Source organism: Streptomyces sp. ActVer (assembly GCF_027270795.1).
GTDB lineage: Bacteria > Actinomycetota > Actinomycetes > Streptomycetales > Streptomycetaceae > Streptomyces > Streptomyces umbrinus_A.
Window position 1 is genome coordinate 1 of sequence record NZ_JAPWHT010000019.1, and the last position, 16336, is coordinate 16336.

15 protein-coding genes are annotated in these 16336 nt (G+C 70.7%); 5 read left to right on the forward strand and 10 right to left on the reverse strand.

Features of this window, described 5'->3' with window-relative positions; translation table 11 throughout:
* On the forward strand, window positions 1-904 hold a 904-nt coding region (locus O3Q52_RS05350), incomplete at its 5' end, for an amidohydrolase (RefSeq protein ID WP_269647627.1).
* A gap of 9 nt (window positions 905-913) precedes the next feature.
* On the opposite strand, the gene O3Q52_RS05355 is transcribed toward O3Q52_RS05350, so the two are convergent.
* Complete coding sequence (locus O3Q52_RS05355) at window positions 914-1459, reverse strand: GNAT family N-acetyltransferase (RefSeq protein WP_269647628.1); 546 nt, start codon at window positions 1457-1459, stop codon at window positions 914-916.
* Window positions 1460-1536: 77 nt separating this feature from the next.
* Entirely contained in the window at window positions 1537-4341 is a 2805-nt protein-coding gene (locus tag O3Q52_RS05360; protein WP_269647629.1) for a beta-L-arabinofuranosidase domain-containing protein, read from the reverse strand.
* A gap of 357 nt (window positions 4342-4698) precedes the next feature.
* Here O3Q52_RS05360 and O3Q52_RS05365 point away from each other — a divergent pair, with 357 nt between their 5' ends.
* Window positions 4699-6801 carry an RICIN domain-containing protein gene (locus tag O3Q52_RS05365; RefSeq protein ID WP_269647630.1) on the forward strand — a complete coding sequence of 701 codons (2103 nt, stop codon included), beginning with the start codon at window positions 4699-4701 and terminating at the stop codon, window positions 6799-6801.
* A 106-nt stretch (window positions 6802-6907) separates the two neighbouring features.
* Here the strand turns inward: O3Q52_RS05365 and O3Q52_RS05370 are convergent, their stop codons facing one another.
* Window positions 6908-7363, reverse strand: coding sequence for a MarR family winged helix-turn-helix transcriptional regulator (locus O3Q52_RS05370; protein WP_269647631.1), 456 nt, complete (start codon window positions 7361-7363; stop codon window positions 6908-6910).
* Between the two features lie 197 nt (window positions 7364-7560).
* On the opposite strand from O3Q52_RS05370, the gene O3Q52_RS05375 reads away from it, so the two are divergent.
* Entirely contained in the window at window positions 7561-8529 is a 969-nt protein-coding gene (locus tag O3Q52_RS05375) for an alpha/beta hydrolase (protein WP_269647632.1), read from the forward strand.
* A gap of 196 nt (window positions 8530-8725) precedes the next feature.
* The gene (locus tag O3Q52_RS05380; protein ID WP_269647633.1) at window positions 8726-9250 is read left to right on the forward strand and encodes a MarR family winged helix-turn-helix transcriptional regulator; all 525 of its coding nucleotides are present in this window, start codon (window positions 8726-8728) and stop codon (window positions 9248-9250) included.
* A gap of 6 nt (window positions 9251-9256) precedes the next feature.
* On the opposite strand, the gene O3Q52_RS05385 is transcribed toward O3Q52_RS05380, so the two are convergent.
* From O3Q52_RS05385 to O3Q52_RS05410, 6 genes are all read right to left on the reverse strand, one after another.
* Entirely contained in the window at window positions 9257-11020 is a 1764-nt protein-coding gene (locus O3Q52_RS05385; RefSeq protein WP_269647634.1) for a PP2C family protein-serine/threonine phosphatase, read from the reverse strand.
* A complete protein-coding gene (locus O3Q52_RS05390) occupies window positions 11017-12105 on the reverse strand; it encodes an ATP-binding SpoIIE family protein phosphatase (protein ID WP_269647635.1) in 1089 nt (362 codons plus the stop codon). Before O3Q52_RS05390 ends, O3Q52_RS05385 begins: the two co-directional genes overlap by 4 nt.
* Entirely contained in the window at window positions 12105-12545 is a 441-nt protein-coding gene (locus O3Q52_RS05395; RefSeq protein WP_269647661.1) for an anti-sigma regulatory factor, read from the reverse strand. Before O3Q52_RS05395 ends, O3Q52_RS05390 begins: the two co-directional genes overlap by 1 nt.
* Window positions 12545-12964, reverse strand: coding sequence for an STAS domain-containing protein (locus O3Q52_RS05400; RefSeq protein WP_269647636.1), 420 nt, complete (start codon window positions 12962-12964; stop codon window positions 12545-12547). Before O3Q52_RS05400 ends, O3Q52_RS05395 begins: the two co-directional genes overlap by 1 nt.
* On the reverse strand, window positions 12961-13860 hold the full coding sequence (locus O3Q52_RS05405) for an STAS domain-containing protein (protein WP_269647637.1): 900 nt from the start codon (window positions 13858-13860) through the stop codon (window positions 12961-12963). Before O3Q52_RS05405 ends, O3Q52_RS05400 begins: the two co-directional genes overlap by 4 nt.
* Before the next feature lie 132 nt (window positions 13861-13992).
* A complete protein-coding gene (locus tag O3Q52_RS05410; protein WP_269647638.1) occupies window positions 13993-15165 on the reverse strand; it encodes a PP2C family protein-serine/threonine phosphatase in 1173 nt (390 codons plus the stop codon).
* 151 nt (window positions 15166-15316) lie between these two features.
* Between O3Q52_RS05410 and O3Q52_RS05415 the strand changes: the two genes are divergently transcribed.
* Entirely contained in the window at window positions 15317-15793 is a 477-nt protein-coding gene (locus tag O3Q52_RS05415; protein WP_269647639.1) for a MarR family winged helix-turn-helix transcriptional regulator, read from the forward strand.
* 158 nt (window positions 15794-15951) lie between these two features.
* On the opposite strand, the gene O3Q52_RS05420 is transcribed toward O3Q52_RS05415, so the two are convergent.
* Window positions 15952-16335, reverse strand: coding sequence for an STAS domain-containing protein (locus tag O3Q52_RS05420; protein ID WP_269647640.1), 384 nt, complete (start codon window positions 16333-16335; stop codon window positions 15952-15954).
* Window position 16336: the final 1 nt, after the last annotated feature.

Here is a 16336-nt window from a genome sequence, read left to right on the forward strand (position 1 = left end):
CACCGCCCGGGTCGTCGGCGCGCTCTGGTGGGACCGGCGCCGGGGCGGCGAGCAGATCCCCGAACTCGCCGCGCGCAGGGAGGAGTCGAGCCGGGGACGGTTCCGGGCCACCAGTGTGAAGGTCATGCAGGACGGCATCGCCGAGAACCACACCGCCGCCCTGCTGGGCCCGTATCTCACCCGCTGCGGCTGCGCCTCCGACAACTCCGGCCTCAGCTTCGTCGAGCCGGACGAGCTGAAGAAGTACGTCACCGAACTCGACGCGCTCGGCTTCCAGGTCCACTTCCACGCGCTCGGCGACCGGGCGGTGCGTGAGGCGCTGGACGCCGTGGAGGCGGCCCGCGCGGCCAACGGGTGGCGCGACACCCGCCACCACCTCGCCCACCTCCAGGTCGTCCACCCCGAGGACGTGCCTCGCTTCCGCGCCCTGGGCGCGACCGCCAACCTCCAGGCGTTGTGGGCCGCCCACGAACCGCAGATGGACGAACTCACCATCCCGTTCCTCGGCCCCGAACGAGCCGCGTGGCAGTACCCGTTCGGCGACCTCCTGCGCGGCGGAGCCACCCTCGCAGCCGGCAGCGACTGGCCGGTCAGCAGCCCCGACCCCCTGGCGGCCCCCCATGTCGCCGTCAACCGCGTCGCCCCCGACGCACCCGAGGGCACCGCTGCCTTCCTCCCGGACCAGAAGATCGACCTCGGCGCCGCCGTCGCCGCGTACACGGCGGGCAGCGCCCACGCCAACCACCTCGACGACACGACCGGCAGCATCACTGTCGGCAGGCTCGCCGACCTCGTCGTCCTGGACCGCGACCCCTTCGCCGGACCGCCGGAGGAGATCGCCGCCACGCGGGTGCTCCAGACGTTCGTCGACGGCCGCCGGGTGTACGCGGCAACCGACGCGTGACAGACCGGACTAGAGCCCCTCGGAGGACTGCCAGTCCGAGGCCAGCAGGCCGAACAGCAGGTCGTCCGTCCACTCGTCCTTGAGCCAACTGGCCTGCCGGAGAAGGCCCTCCTGGACGAAGCCGACCCGTCGCAACAGCCGGGCCGAGCGGTCGTTGCGCGCGTCGCACTCGGCGGAGACGCGGTGCAGTCCCCGGCGCTCGAAGAGATCGCCGAGGAGAGCCCGTACGGCCTCCGTGGCGTAGCCGTGCCCCTGCCGGTCGCCGGCCAGTGTGAAGCCGAGCTCTGCCTGCATGCGGTTCTCGTGCAGGCAGACCCCGACATCCCCCACCAGACAGCGGTCGGCCTTGAGCTCGATCGCGTACTGGAACCATCCCGGTTCCTCGGGGGACCCCGTGGCCAGGCCCCGCACCATCCGCGCGGCCGAGTCGAGCGACACCGGCGCGGTCCAGCTCTGGTAGCGGGCCACCAGCGGATCCGACCGGTACGCGGCCAGCGGCGCCGCGTCCTCGGCACGGAATCGGCGCAGTACGAGCCTGGGGGTCTCCAGCAGCATGGCCCGATCGTCCCACGACCGCGATACGTGCCCCTTTCCGAGGAGCCCGGGACGTCGGGCCGCGAACGGCCAGGGCATCAGGACACGTACGAGGCGTTCTGCGCCGTGGTCACCACCTTCTGGCCGTCGGCCTGGCCGAGAAGGCCTGCCGACACCCAGGAGTTCACCGTGCTCTGCACTCGCGAGACGAGCGCGGCCTTGTTGCCGAAGGGCGCGCCTGCCCAGATCTCGTCCAAGAGCGTCGTGCCGTCGGACTTGGCCGGGTTGGTGACGCCGGAGTCGGTGGTGCCGAAGACCACCTTGGGCTCGGAGCGTCGGAAGTAGGCGTGGGTGGGGTCCTCGGTGCCCTCGAAGAACGGGGCGAACTCCGTGCCGTTCAGGGTGTGGTGGAGCGGCTTGCCGGAGACGGGGGAGAGGCTCGGCAGCAGATCGCCGGAGAGGGCGGCGTTGCGGTAGAGGCCGAACTGCAGGTAGCCCGTACCGGAGTTGCGGGCGACCAGGTTGACCGGACCGTAGAACAGGGTCTGCAGCCCCGAGTCGTCGAGGGCCTTCTCGACCCGGGCCCGGAACGGGATGGTGACCTTCACGACGTCACCGCTCTGCCAGGTCCTTGAGACGCCGAAGTAGCCCCCGGCGACCGGAGTCCCGCTCACCGAGCTGCCGTTGACGGTCACCCGGAAGCCGCTCGTCGCCCAGGACGGCACGCGCAGCCGCAGCTCGAAGGCCGCACTGCCGCCGCCGAAGGTGAGGGTGGAGCCCTGCTCCCTCGGATAGTCCGTGGTCTGCGTGACGGTGACGCCCTTTTCGGACCAGGTCAGGGTGGTCGGGCTGTAGAGGTTGACGTACAGCGCGCTCCCGTCGGCCTTCTTGAAGTACACCGAGTCCTGGTACTTGGTGGCGCTCTCCATGCCCGTGCCCTCGCAGCATGTGGTGCCCTGCTTGGGGGTGTAGTCCCGGACATGACCGGGCGTCAGACCTATGAAATAGGTGACGAGTGGCTTCTCCGCGTCGGCCTTGTCCTGCTTGGAGCCGAGGACCTGGTTGTAGAGGGCCCGCTCGTAGTAGTCCATGTACTTCGGGTCCTGCTCGTGGAAGAACAGCATCCTGCTGAGCTTGAGCAGGTTGTACGCGCAGCACGACTCGGCGTTGGTGTCGCTGATCGTGCCCGCGATGACCCCGCGCGCCTTCCAGAACTCGGCCGTGCTGGTCCCGCCGATGCCGTACATGCGGTGCGGCACGACCATGCCCCAGAAGTTCTTCGCGGCGGTGAGGTAGCGGGCCTCTCCCGTCGCGTCGTACAGCCGGATCAGGCCGGTGAAGATCGGGATGTGCTGGTTGGCGTGCAGTCCGTCGAGCGTGTCGGTGTTCGCGGCGCAGGCGTCGATGAGCTTGTCGAGGTCGAACAGCTTGGCCAGCGCGAGGTGGTCGGCCTTGCCGGTGATCGTGTACAGGTCGACGATCGTCTCGACGATGCCGCCGAACTCGCCGCTGGAGAAGATGCCCCACATGCGCTGCAGGGTGGCCTCGGGCAGCTTGGACAGCCGGGAGTACATCCAGTCGCACATGCCGGACGCGAGGTCGAGCGCCCGCGCGTCGTCCGTGGCGAGATAGGCGTCCAGCAGGCCCTTGAGGATCTTGTGCGCGGTGTAGTACGGCGCCCACACCTTGGTGTAGTCCGGGCTGGTCCGCGACTCCAGGTCGATGAACTGCGTCTCCGGATACGCGGCGAGGAAGCCGGCGTGGCTCGGCCCGCCCCAGGTGCGGCGCAGCGTCGCCGTCAGCCCACGGCCCGAGGCGTCGGCGAAGGCACCGCCCGTGGTCTCGTCGAAGGTGTACGAGGCCAGGGTGCCGCGGCCCGCCGAGGAGGCGGCGGCGCGATTGCTCTGCAGCGACGTGATCTCGGCCGCCGTCAGCGCCCGCGACCAGACGTTGAACTCGTCGTAGACGCCCGCGAACACCGGGTCGTCGAAGTTCGAGCGGCCGAGCCAGTTGTTCGTCAGGGCGCCCAGGGCCGACGGGTTGAGCGTCATCGACGTGTTCTGGGCGACGGAGGTGCCGTTGACGTAGAGGGTGCCGGTGCTGCCCGAGATGGTGACCGCCAGGTGGCTCCACTGGTTCAGCGGCAGCGCGGCGGCGCCGTTGAGTCCCTGTTCCCCGCCGGGCCCGTTGGTCGAGATGGCGAAGCGCGGTACGCCGCTCGCGTTGCGGGCGGCCAGGTACATGTACCGGGTGTTGTTGTTGCCGAAGTCGAAGACCCGGGTCCAGTTGGCGTCGTGGGTGGGCTTGACCCAGGCCGACAGGGTGATCGTCGCGGAGCCGTTCAGCACGGCGGCCGGCAGGCTGACGTACTGGTAGGAGCCCCGCACGTTCTCCGCGGCGGTGCCGAACTTCCCGGTGGCGCTGAGCACCGCCGGATCCTTGCGCAGGGCCGCGCGCACGTCGGTCAGAGCGCCGATCATGGTCCGGATCCTGTCGGCGTAGACCTGGTCGCCGGTGCTCGCGTACGCCTGGGACAGCATGGTCAGGAAGTGGCCGGTGTAGTGGCCGCGGAGATTGCCGTTGGCCTCACCGTCCAGGCCCTCCCAGCCGCCGGGGGCGACCGCCCCGCCGGTGGAGAGCCCGGCGTTGGCGCGGAACACCTGGAGCAGCCGGTTCACGTCGTAGCCGCGGCCGTGGTCGAGCATCAGCTGACGTTTGGAGGCGAAGACGCCCTGACCGACCTTCACGTCCTTGAGCTCGAACGGCCGGAGTGTCCAGGCGGAGGGCGCGGGCAGCGTGGCGGCCGCGGCCGAGCCGCCACCCGCCGCGTACGAGAACGCCGGGGTCGCCGTGGCGAACAGTGCGGCCTGGAGGAGTCTCCGTCTGGGGAGGGCGGGGGCCATGCGTTCCTCGTCTCTGCGCGGGGGGTCGGGACCGTGCGACGGGTGGTACGGACGTCGGGGATGTTCGAAATACCGTACGGTGTGCGGAAGTTCGACCAAAACATAGGTTTGGGGTGGGGGCGCGTCAACGCTTCCGGCGCGTTCGGCTCCGGTTGATTTGGCGCGACAGGCGTCTGTTGTGGGTGTCGAGTTCCCCGGGCCGGGTGCGACTGATGGAAATCCAGTGGTGACGATCCGTTGACTTCCGTGTGGTGCAGGCCTAGCTTCGGCGTCCCGTCGGTTCGACAAACCGTTCAGCGTTCGGTATGTCGACCACTCGCGTGTGCTGGGTTGCCGCGCCCCCGGAAGGGACCCCCCATGCCCTTTGGGCAGTTCGCCCCCCGTGCAAGACGTCTGTGCCGAGCTGTCGTCGTCCGCGCAGCCGTTCTCGCCCTGGCCGCCGGCGCCCTGGTCGGTCTTCAGGGGCAGGGGTCCGCCGATCTCGACCGGGCGCAGCCGGTCGCGGTGACGTCGAATCAGATTCCGGTGCCGACGGCGCCGATGGGCTGGGCCCCCTGGAACACCTTCGCCGCCAAGATCGACTACAACGTCATCAAGACGCAGGTCGACGCGTTCGTCGCGGCGGGCCTGCCGGCGGCCGGCTACAAGTACATCAACCTCGACGAGGGCTGGTGGCAGGGCACCCGCGACAGCGCGGGCAACATCACGATCGACGAGTCCGAGTGGCCCGGCGGCATGAGTGCCATCGCCGACTACATCCACAGCAAGGGCCTCAAGGCCGGCATCTACACCGACGCGGGCAGGGACGGCTGCGGCTACTACTTCCCGACCGGCCGCCCCGCCGCCCCGGGCAGCGGCAGCGAGGGCCACTACGAGCAGGACATGCTCCAGTTCTCGAAGTGGGGCTTCGACTACGTCAAGGTCGACTGGTGCGGCGGCGACGTCGAGGGCCTCGACGCCAGGACCGCGTACCAGGCCATCAGTGACGCGGCCGCGAAGGCGACGGCCACCACCGGACGGCCACTGACCCTGTCGATCTGCAACTGGGGCAAGCAGAACCCGTGGAACTGGGGCGCGGGCACGGCCGCCCTGTGGCGGACCAACACCGACATCATCTTCCACGGCAACTCGCCTTCGTGGGACAGCATGTTGACCAACTTCGACACCAACGTGCACCCCACCGCCCAGCACACCGGCTACTACAACGACCCGGACATGCTGATGGTCGGCATGGACGGCTTCACCGCCGCCCAGAACCGCAGCCACATGAACCTCTGGGCCGTCTCCGGCGCACCGCTCCTCGCGGGCAACAACCTGGCGACCATGAGCACCGAGTCGGCGAACATCCTGAAGAACCCCGAGGTCATCGCGGTCGACCAGGACCCGCGCGGCCTCCAGGGCGTGAAGGTCGCCGAGGACACCTCCGGGCTGCAGGTGTACGGCAAGGTCCTCTCCGGCACCGGCAAGCGAGCCGTCGTCCTGCTCAACCGCACCTCCAGCGCGCAGAACATGACCGCCCGGTGGTCCGACCTGGGCCTGACCAACGCGTCGGCGACGGTCCGCAACCTCTGGACGCGGGCGAACGTGGGCAGTTTCGGGACGAGTTACACGGTCAACGTCCCCGCCAAGGACTCCGTGATGCTCACGGTCACCGGCGCCACCGAGGCGGCGAGCGCCACGTACGAGGCCGAGGCATCCGGCAACACCAAGGGCGGCTCGGCGGCCGACGCCGCCTGCGCCAACTGCTCCGGTGGCACCAAGGTGGGCGGCGTCGGCAACGGCTCGGCCAACACCCTGCGCTTCAACGGCGTCTCGGCGGCCGACACGGGCACCAAGGTCGTCGACATCGCCTACACCAACGGCGACAGCGCGGCCAGGACGGCGGTCCTCCAGGTCAACGGGCAGACGGCCACCAAGGTCTCCTTCCCGCCGACCGGCTCCTGGACCACGCCCGGCACCGTCTCGGTCGAGGTGTCCCTGACCAAGGGCTCGGCCAACACCCTGACGTTCTCCAACGCCTCCGCCTGGACGCCCGATCTGGACGCGATCGAGGTGCGGCCGCTGCCCGGCACCAACGGCACGCAGTTCACGGGACAGCAGTCCAGTCGCTGCCTGGACGTCGACAACAACACCATCACCAACGGCACCCAGGCCCAGCTGTGGGACTGCGCGGGTGGCGTCAACCAGTCCTGGACGTACACCGCGCGCAAGGAACTCGTGGTCTACGGCAACAAGTGCCTCGACGCCTACCAGGCGGGGACCACCAACGGCACGAAGGTCGTCATCTGGGACTGCAACGGCGGCAGCAACCAGAAGTGGAACGTGAACGCCGACGGGACCGTGACCAATGTCAACGCCGGGCTCTGCCTGGACGCGTACAACGCTGCGACCGCCAACGGCACGAAGATCGTCCTTTGGACGTGTGGTGGGGGTGCGAATCAGAAGTGGACGCGCCAGTAGTGCGGTAGCGCTTCGCTGGCAGGGTGGTTGTTCGTCCGCGGCCCGGTGGGGGCTGGGCGCGCAGTTCCCCGCGCCCCTTGAGGGGCGGGTCTGCGGGGTCGTGTCCCTACCGGGTGACGTTCGTAGTCAGTAGGCGGAGCAACTGCTTTGCCGTGGCGTCCTGTTCGGGGGTCAGGCCCATGGCGTCGCCTATGGCGAGGGGGACGGTGCCCGCCCGTTCCCTGAGCCGGGCTCCCGCGTCGGTGAGGTGCAGGGCGACGGAGCGCTCGTCCTCCGCCCTGCGCTCGCGCCGCAGCAGGCCGTTCGCCTCCAGGCGCTTGAGGAGCGGGGAGAGGGTGCTGGACTCCAGCTGGAGGGCGTTGCCCAGGTCCCGTACGGAGATCTGGTCCTGCTCCCACAGCACGAGCATGACCAGGTACTGCGGATAGGTCAGTCCGAGTTCGTCCAGCAGGGGCCGGTAGCGGGCGGTGACCGCGCGTGAGGCCGCGTAGAGGGCGAAGCAGAGCTGGTCGTCCAGGAGCAGGGAACCCTCCTGGGTCGGTTCGGCTCCTGGTGTGCTCACGGTGTCGCTCCCTGTTCCTGTGCCTGCTCCGGTATGCCGAACGGCGATCTCCACTCTACCGTTCGAGTCTCCCCGACTCTATCGGACCCTAATAAGTTGCGCACGACTGAATAGCGCGCTACTTTCGTGGTGTGCCGCCGCTCCGGCGAAGACAGCCGACGGAGCCTGCCCACGGCACCTGATCCGAGGAGATCGCCATGACCGACACCACCGGCCCCCGCCCGGTCCTCGAGCCCGCCGCCGCGGCCTTCGCCGAGGCGACCGCGAACCCGCCCTACCTGTTCGACCTCGGCCCGGCGGAGGGCCGCAAGACCGTCGACGAGGTGCAGTCGGGCGACATCACCAAGCCCGACGTCGACGAGGAGTGGGTCACCGTCCCCGGCGGCCCCACCGGACAGGTCCGGGCACGCATCGTCCGCCCGGCCGGTGCCTCCGGCGTCCTCCCGGTGATCGTCTACATCCACGGCGCCGGCTGGGTCTTCGGCAACGCCCACACCCACGACCGCCTGGTCCGCGAACTCGCCGTCGGCGCGAACGCGGCCGTGGTCTTCCCCGAGTACGACCTCTCGCCCGAAGCCCGTTACCCGGTCGCCATCGAGCAGAACTACACCGTCGCGCGTTGGGTCGTAACCGACGGCGCCGGCCACAACCTGGACGCCTCCCGCATCGCGGTGGCGGGCGACTCCGTCGGCGGCAACATGAGTGCGGCCCTGACCCTGATGGCCAAGGAGCGCGGTGACGTGCCCCTCGTCCAGCAGGTCCTCTTCTACCCGGTCACCGACGCCGCCTTCGACACCGGCTCCTACCACCAGTTCGCCGAGGGCTACTTCCTGCGCCGCGACGCCATGCAGTGGTTCTGGGACCAGTACACGACCGACGAGAAGCAGCGCGCCGAGATCACCGCGTCCCCGCTGCGCGCCACCACCGAGCAGCTCACCGGCCTGCCGCCGGCCCTCGTCATCACGGGCGAGGCCGACGTCCTGCGCGACGAGGGCGAGGCCTACGCCAACAAGCTGCGCGAGGCGGGCGTCCCCGTCACGGCGGTCCGCTACCAGGGCATCATCCACGACTTCGTGATGCTCAACGCCCTCGCCGACACCCACGCGGCGCGCGCCGCCATCAGCCAGGCAGTGACCGTGCTGAAGGGCGCCCTCGCCACCGGCTGACCGGGCATCCGGCCACCGACCCGGCCTCCCGACCCCGCGCACCGCGCGGAGGGCCGGGAGGCCGGACGGCGTTCGGCCCCGAGCGGCACGGACACGCGTACAACGAGCGGGAGTCGGGCCGTGTACGGCCCGGTTCTTCGGGTAGGGCCGACCTACATGACAGCTGCCCTGTCCGGAGTTCACTGAGAGAGCGCTTGTGGAGACCGACCGGCCCACGGGCCGCGACCAGAACCCCGTACACGAGCCGGAGACGCTTGCCCGCCATGTCGTCGACACGGTGGAGAGTCTGGTGACGCTCTGGTTCGCGGCGGCCGAGGACGTAGTCCCGCAGCTGTCCGCGCGCCAGCTGTTCGCCCTGCAGACGGTCCGCCGCCGGCCCGAGCTCAATCTCACCGCTCTGGCCGAGCACTTGGAGATAGGGCTGCCCACGGCCAGCCGACTGTGCGGCCGGCTCGTGTCCGCCGGGCTGCTCCAGCGGACCGTCCAGCCCCACAACCGCCGTGAGGTGCGGCTGATGGTCACCGCCGACGGACGGCGGTTCCTGGCGGACATCACGGAGCGGCGATCCCTGTGTCTCGCGACCGTGTTCGAGGGGATGACGCCCGGCGAACGTGCCTCTCTGCAGCGGGGACTGGGAGCCTTCGAGGAGGCCCGCGCCCGCACACGTCCGCTGTCGCGGGGCGACACGCAGGGCGGGGGAGCAGCGGTGACCGGCGGCTGAAGCCCGTCAGACGGGCAGCCCGGCGGGGGAGGGCCGCACCGCCTCGGCCCCCCGGCTCGGGAGATGGCACAGCAGCAGACACACGTCGTCGTCCCGCTCGGAGTCGCTCAGCAACGGACGCAGGAGACGGTCGGCCGAGCCGTCCAGGTCCGTGTCGAGGTCCTCGGAACGGAAGCCCCCGAGTACCGAGGCGAGACGCTCGATACCGGGGTCTATGCCCTGTGCGCGACGCTCGACCAGGCCGTCCGTGTAGAGGGCCAGCGTCGAACCGGGGGCGAGGCGCACGGTGTGGTCGCCGATCTCCTGCCGCAGCGGGATGCCGAGCATCGCACCGGGTTTGGCGTCGAGTGTGTGCACCTGCCCGTCGGGGGTACGCAGCACCGGCGGCGGATGGCCCGCGGCGGCCCAGGTGAGCGTCGGATCGTCGGGATGGAAGCGCGCGATGACGGCCGTCGCGTACAGATCGGGCTGAAGGTGGTGCAGGAGGATGTGCAGCCGGGTGAGGAGCTGACCCGGGGTGCCGCCGTCGACGGCGTACGCGCGCAGCGCGGTGCGCAACTGGCTCATCATGACCGCGGCGTGCAGTCCGTGCCCCGTCACGTCGCCGATGACGGTGATCAGGCTGCCGTCGGGCTGGCGGAACGCGTCGTACCAGTCCCCGCCGATGTTCAGACCGTGGGTGGCCGGCAGATAGCGGGCCGCCAGGCGCAGTTCCGGAGTGGTGGGCAGGTCCGTGAGCAGGGCCCGCTGCAGTGTCTCGGCGATGTCGCGGTTGTGCTCGAAGCGCCGGGCGTTGTCGATGGCGATGCTGGCGCGGCGCGTGAGTTCGATCAGCATGACCGCGTCGTCGGCGTCCCAGCGGTCCCCGGGCGGCGTAAGGATCAGTACCCCCAGCGGGGCCCGCCGCGTCGGCAGCGGAACGCACAGCAGGGGCTGCGTGGGATGCAGCGCCGAGGGTGGCTGGTCGTCGACACCGGGCAGGCCGCCCGGATGGTCGGCGGCGTACTGGGGGCGCCCGCTGCGGGCCGCGACCACGGCGGCCGCCGGACGCGGACTCTGCCGCGGCTCGTTGCCCTCGCCGTCGAACAGCCACACATCGACACTGCGGGCGTACTCCGGCACCAGGAGACTGGGCAGCCGCCGCACGATCTCGTCGTGGTTGAGCGAAGCCGTGAGTACGGCGCTGGCGTCGGCCAGGAACGTCAGCCTGCGGCGGGCGCTCTCCGCCTCCGTACGCGCCTCCCGCTCGGCGGCGAAGAGCTCGCGCTGGGCCCGTCCCGCCGCGTCCAGTTCGGCGTGCAGCGCCAGCACGCCCTGGTTGGTCTGGTGGAGTTCTTCCCGGTGGAAGTCCACCAGCCCTTCCTGCTCGCCGAGTTTCTCCAGGACCAGGACCGTGTCCTCGTCGGCGCCCAGCAGCGCCTCGGCCAGCATCGCGGGATCGTCCGTCACGGGGCCGACGTCCGACAGGTCCGCGCTCTCCGGGCACGTGACCGTCATGTGCCACGGCGGCTGCCCGTCTGCGCCGGCGTCGTCGAACGAGGTCACGACGGCTCGCAGGAGACCGTCCCCGGGCGGCACCGCGGGCGTCGCTTCCAGGCGGAGCCGCCAGGTGCCGCCCTTCGTGAGGCACTGCCGCAGATGCGCGCTGAGCGCGGTGGTCAGCCGGGTCCGCTCCAGACCGGGCACCCCGTACGCGGCCGTCAGACGAGCCGTGTCGATACGGGCCCGTGCGGCGTCGGTGACCGTGGTGATGTGCCAGGTACGCATCATGGTGTGCCGTCCGGCGGAACGGGGCTCAGTACGGCGACGGCGGTGTCGTCCCGTACCGGCCGGGCGGAGCTGCTCGCGTCGCGCACCGTCACGGAGGCGATCACAGCCGGGTCGAAGGACGCGAGGCAGGCGTCCGCGGGCGGGGTCCAGCGGCTGGGCAGCCCGTCGCTGTGCAGGACGAGCAGACAGTCCGGTCCCCACGTCGCATGGTGTTCGGGGATGGTCGTGGGCCGGTGGGCACCGACTATTCCGGGACGGGACAGCAGAGGCCGCCAGCCCTCGCCCGTGCGCAGCCGGGCGCCGATGTTCCCGATGCCGGAGAAACTCAGCCGCCCGGTCTCGGCGTCGAGCTGGGCGACGGCGACCGCGGCGCCCCTGGTGGGGCGGAGCTCCGCGTCCAGGTACCGGAGCACTTCGGCGGGCGGCAGATGGCCCGAGCGGCGCAGGGCCTCCACCGCCGCCGACGAGGCCCGGGCGGCGTCGGGGCCGTGGCCCAGCCCGTCGGCCAGCATCAGGGTCGTACGGTGGCCCGCCCGGACCCATGCCCAGGCGTCACCCGAGAACTCCGCGCCGGCGAAAGGGATGTTGACCCCTCCAGCCCGAGCCGCGGCGGCAACCGGAGCGGGAGCGGCCGCGCGATTGCGACTGCGAGCGGTACCGGCCCTGGCGGTACCGATCCGCGCCAGCGCGACCGTGCCCCGCCCCGGCACGCTGTGCAGGTCGAAGTCGTCGGCGATACGTCGGCAGGCACCGAGCCCGGCGCCGAGGGTGGACGCCGTGGAGAAACCGTCACGCAGGGCGGCCGGGACATCGGCCATACCGGGGCCGTGGTCGATCGCGGCGATCTGCACCACGGAGGCCGCTTCCTGCCCGGCCGGCAGTACAGGAGGGGGCACGGTCTCTATGAGCAACTGGCCTCCCCTGGCGTGCTTGAGCAGGTTGGTGGCGAGTTCGGTGGCCACGAGTGCGGCCGCGGCGGTGCGGTTCCTGTCGAGCCCGGACAGGGCGGCCGCGCCCTCCGCCGCGACCCTGGCGTCGCGTACGCGTGTCGAGTCGTGGACCGGGACGTCCCAGACGCGGGGCATCAGGTCTCCTCCCGGTGCCGCGGCGGACGGACGGTCCACGAGGTCACGGTGACCGTGGTGCCGTTTCCGGGGCTGCTGTCGACGGCGAACTCGTGGACCAGCCGCCGGGCGCCGCCCAGACCCATACCGAGGCCGTCCCCCGAGGTGTAGCCGTCGCTCAGAGCCCGCTCCAGGTCCGCGATGCCCGGTCCCTCGTCGATGAACGCCAGACGCAGCCCCGGTGCGTGACCGTTCTTCAGGACGGTGGCCTCCACCTCACCGCCCCCGCCGTGCACCAGTGTGTTGCGGGCCAGTTCGCTCGCCGCGGTGACCAGCTTGGTCTGCTCCACCAGGCCGAAGCCCAGCTGAGCGGCCGTCTGCCGCACATGCTGCCGTACCCACACCAGATCCATGTCCGAGTGGATCGGCAGGCGGGCGTCGACACAGCCGGCTGTCTGCATCACGGACTCTCCCGCCGTGTGCCGCGGGGACGGTACGGCGAGGCCTCCCCGGCCAGGAGGCTCAGGGCGTCCTCCGTGGTGAGCGCGGTACGCAGACCCGGCAGCGTCAGACCCAGTTCCACCAACGTGATCGCGACCGCGGGCCGCATGCCGGCCACCACGGTCTGCGCGGCGAGGAGCCCCGCCTTGGCAGCGATCTCGGCCAGCACCCGCCCCAGGAACGAGTCGACCATCTCGACCCCGGAGAGGTCGATGACCACACCGGTGGTCGAACTGCTCGCGATGGTCTCGCTGATGTCCTGCTGGAGCTGTTCCGCCGTACTGTCGTGCAGATCGCCCTGGAGGGTCACGAGGAGGACGTCGCCGAGCCGCAGCACCGGGACGGACCCCCACGGAGGTCCCGTGTGCGCGTGGGTCACCGCGCGACCGCCCCACGGGACACCGGGTCCACGATGTCGGAGCCCTGCTGGTCGAGCGCGTACGCCAGGGCGTCGGCGAGGCTGGCACGGGTGACCACCGTGCCCAGGTCCAGACCGAGGTGGACGATGGTCTGCGCGATGGCCGGCCGGATACCGGAGACGATGCACTCCGCTCCCATCAGCCGCGCGGCCGCGACCGTCTTCATCAGGTGCTGCGCCACGAGCGAGTCGACGGTCGGCACACCGGTGATGTCCAGGATCGCGAAGCGCGCGTGCTGGTCGACGACGGACTCCAGGAGCGTCTCCATCACCACCTGGCTGCGGGCGCTGTCGAGCGTGCCGATCAGCGGTACGGCGACGATGCCGTCCCAGAGCTTGATCACGGGAGTGGCCGTCTCCAGCAGTTCCATCCGCTGCCGGTCGATGAGGGCCCGGCCCTCGTTCAGCGCCGACTCCATGACGACCAGCCGCAGCGTGCCCATCAGTACGGTCACCGCGGTCGCGCACTCCCGTACGTGCCCGGCGGACGCCTGCGGCAGGTCGGCCACCAGGAGGTCCACGACGGGCGGCCGCAGGGCGTCCACCTCGTTCGACACCTGTGCCGAGCCGGCGCCGGCGCGTGACCGGGCGGCCGCCGTGCGCGTCAACTGCTCGCGCACCACGGTGAATCCGTCCGCCTCGGCGTCCTCGACGCGTCCGGCCGCGGCCACCGCAGCCAGTGCCTCGACCACGGCCTTGCCCGCTTCCACCGCTTCGTCCCTCGACACGGTGAAGACCGTACGGAACAAGGGGGTGTCGGCCCACCGCTGGGCGATCTGCTCGCGGCGGCGCCGCAGGAAGTCCCCGACCTCCCGCGCGGGCGATCTGTGCTGTCCTGCCGTTTCGTGCTCCGGCACCTGTTCCACTCCTTACGTTCGTCGTATCGCTCCGAACTTGCCGAAGGCAACGAGAAAGCGATGCAAATCTTGCCGGATGACAACTGTAGCCGTGGCGCCGTCCGGCGGGACACCTACGGTGCGGGTGCCCGCCTAGTGCGCCGACTGCTTTCCGTGCCAGTCCAGACAGACCACCAACGCGTCGTCGTCCGGCTCGGGTCCGCCGCGATGCCCCGTCAGCTCCCGCAGGACCGCACCGGGTACCTCGGGGGCCGGCACCAGGCTCGTGGAGGTGACGGCCCGGGCCAGCGCCCGGTCGCCGTACCGCTCGCCGCCCGGGGCCACGACCGCGTGGACCCCGTCGCTGACGAGGACGAGCCGGTCGCCGGGCTCGACGGTGAACTCCTGTGCCGCATAGTCGGTTTCCTCGAACATGCCCAGCGGGAGCTGTGCCTCCATGTCCACGGTCGTGACGGACCGGTCCCGCAGACGCAGCATTTGGGGTGAGCCGGCGTCGACGACCCGCAGGCGTCCGGTGGACAGTTCGAGGTCCATCAGCAGCACGGACAGATGCGCGGCGCCTCGGTAGTGGGCGTACACCGCCTGGTCGGCGAGAGCCGCCTGGTCCGCGATGGGGATGCCCGCCCGCCGGGCGTTGCGCAGCGCGTTGATGCCGAGGCTCGTCAGCAGCGAGGCGTCGATGCCCTCGCCCATGCCGTTGGTGACATACAGCGTCAGCCGGTCGGCGGTGACGCACCAGTCGAAGTTGTCCCCGAACACGGCGTAGGCGGGCTCCAGTTGGGCGCCGAGCGTGAACTCGGGCCGGGCGCAGGAGCGTGCGGGCAGCAGCTGCCACTGCATCTCCGCCGCCAGGGTGAGCCGGTCCCTGCGCCGCGCCAGGAGATACAGGTCGGTGTCGCGGTCGGCCACGACCACTTCGTGGCCCAGCACTTCGGCCACCTCGGCCAGTTCGGTGCGGCACTTCGCGGCCGTCTCGGCCGAGGGCAGGGTGACGGTCAGCACTCCGAGCCGGTCGCCGCGCACGGTGACCGGCAGATGAAGACGCACGCTCCCGCCGCAGTGGTCCTCCGTGTACGGCTCCTGCGCCCCGAAGGCCCGGCCGGCCGGGCTGTCGTGCACCGGCAGTGGGTCCAGGGCGTGCTGCACCGCGGACACGGGCTGCAGCAGGGTCAGCCCGTAGTCGGCGAGGAATAGTTCGGCATCCTGCGCCGCGTACCGGTTGCACAGCACCTCGCGGACCGCGTCCAGCAACTGGTGCGGTGCCGCGGAGCGCAGTGCGCGCTCGGCTGCCACGAATCTGTTCACGATGGTGGATATGCCATTCTCTCCGCGTCGGCGTCGGGTCCGTTTCGTCGGGTACACGACGCCGACGGTCTGTTGTGTGAGTCGGTGATTGGGGGCCGGTCGTCCGAGGCGGCGGGCTGACAGCGTTCGGGAAGCCTGGGAGAGTGTCACCGTGACTTCCTCCTACGCGCGCCCGCGGCCCCAGGACGTGGCGCGTGTGACCTCGGAGGCGGCGGAACTGCTGGAAGTCCTGTGGGGGCGTGCCTCGACGGCTCCGGTGTCGGCGTCCCAGCTGCGTGTGCTGTTCATCCTGGAGCACCACGAGGGCATCAACCTGCGCACGCTCGCCGACGCCCTGGGTTCCACGCCACCCTCGACCAGCCGGCTCTGCGACCGCCTCCAGGCCGTGGGGTTCGTCGAGCGCAGACCCGGTGCCACGAGCCGACGCGAACTGCGGCTGTACCTCAGCCGCCGCGGACGTGCCTTCCTGGTCGATCTGCGCTCCCGCCGCGAGCGGGCTCTCCAGTCCGTACTGGAGCACATGCCGGCCGAGCAACGGACCGCGCTGCTGGAGGGTTTGGTCGCGTTCTGTGCCGCCGCGGCGCAGGAGATCCACGAGGACGACGCCGCCGACGCCAGGACGGCCTGACCGTCTCGCGACCGACCGTCTCGCGACACCGGGACGCGTGCGTCCGTACACGGGATCCGTGCGTCTGTACGCGGAACTCGCTCCGCGCGCTTGTTCGTTGTCATCCACCGCCCCATCCCGGACCCCCTCCCGCACCGCCGTACCGCTCGCGCTCCCGTTCAGGCCCCGGGCTCGTCCCGCGGCTTGTCCACGAGGGCGAGTGCTTCGTCGACGGTGTCCGACACCGGCACGGTGATGCTGACCCCGGTGAGGTCCAGGATCCGCCGCACGGCAGGCGGCGGCCCGATGATGTGCACGCTCCCCGAGGACTCCCGGGTCTGCTGGTACGCCCTGATGATGATGTTCATCCCGGACGAGTCCATGAAGGGCACGCCCGAGAGATCGAGCAGGAAGTGCCGACGGCCGTGCTGGAACTGGTTCGCCAGATGATGCTGCAGCCCTGTCGCGGTGTCGATGTCCAGATGGCCCTCGACCGTGAGCAGGGCGATGCTCTCGCGAGGCAGTGCGACCTCGACGGACAGCGGGTTCTGGGCAATGGACACA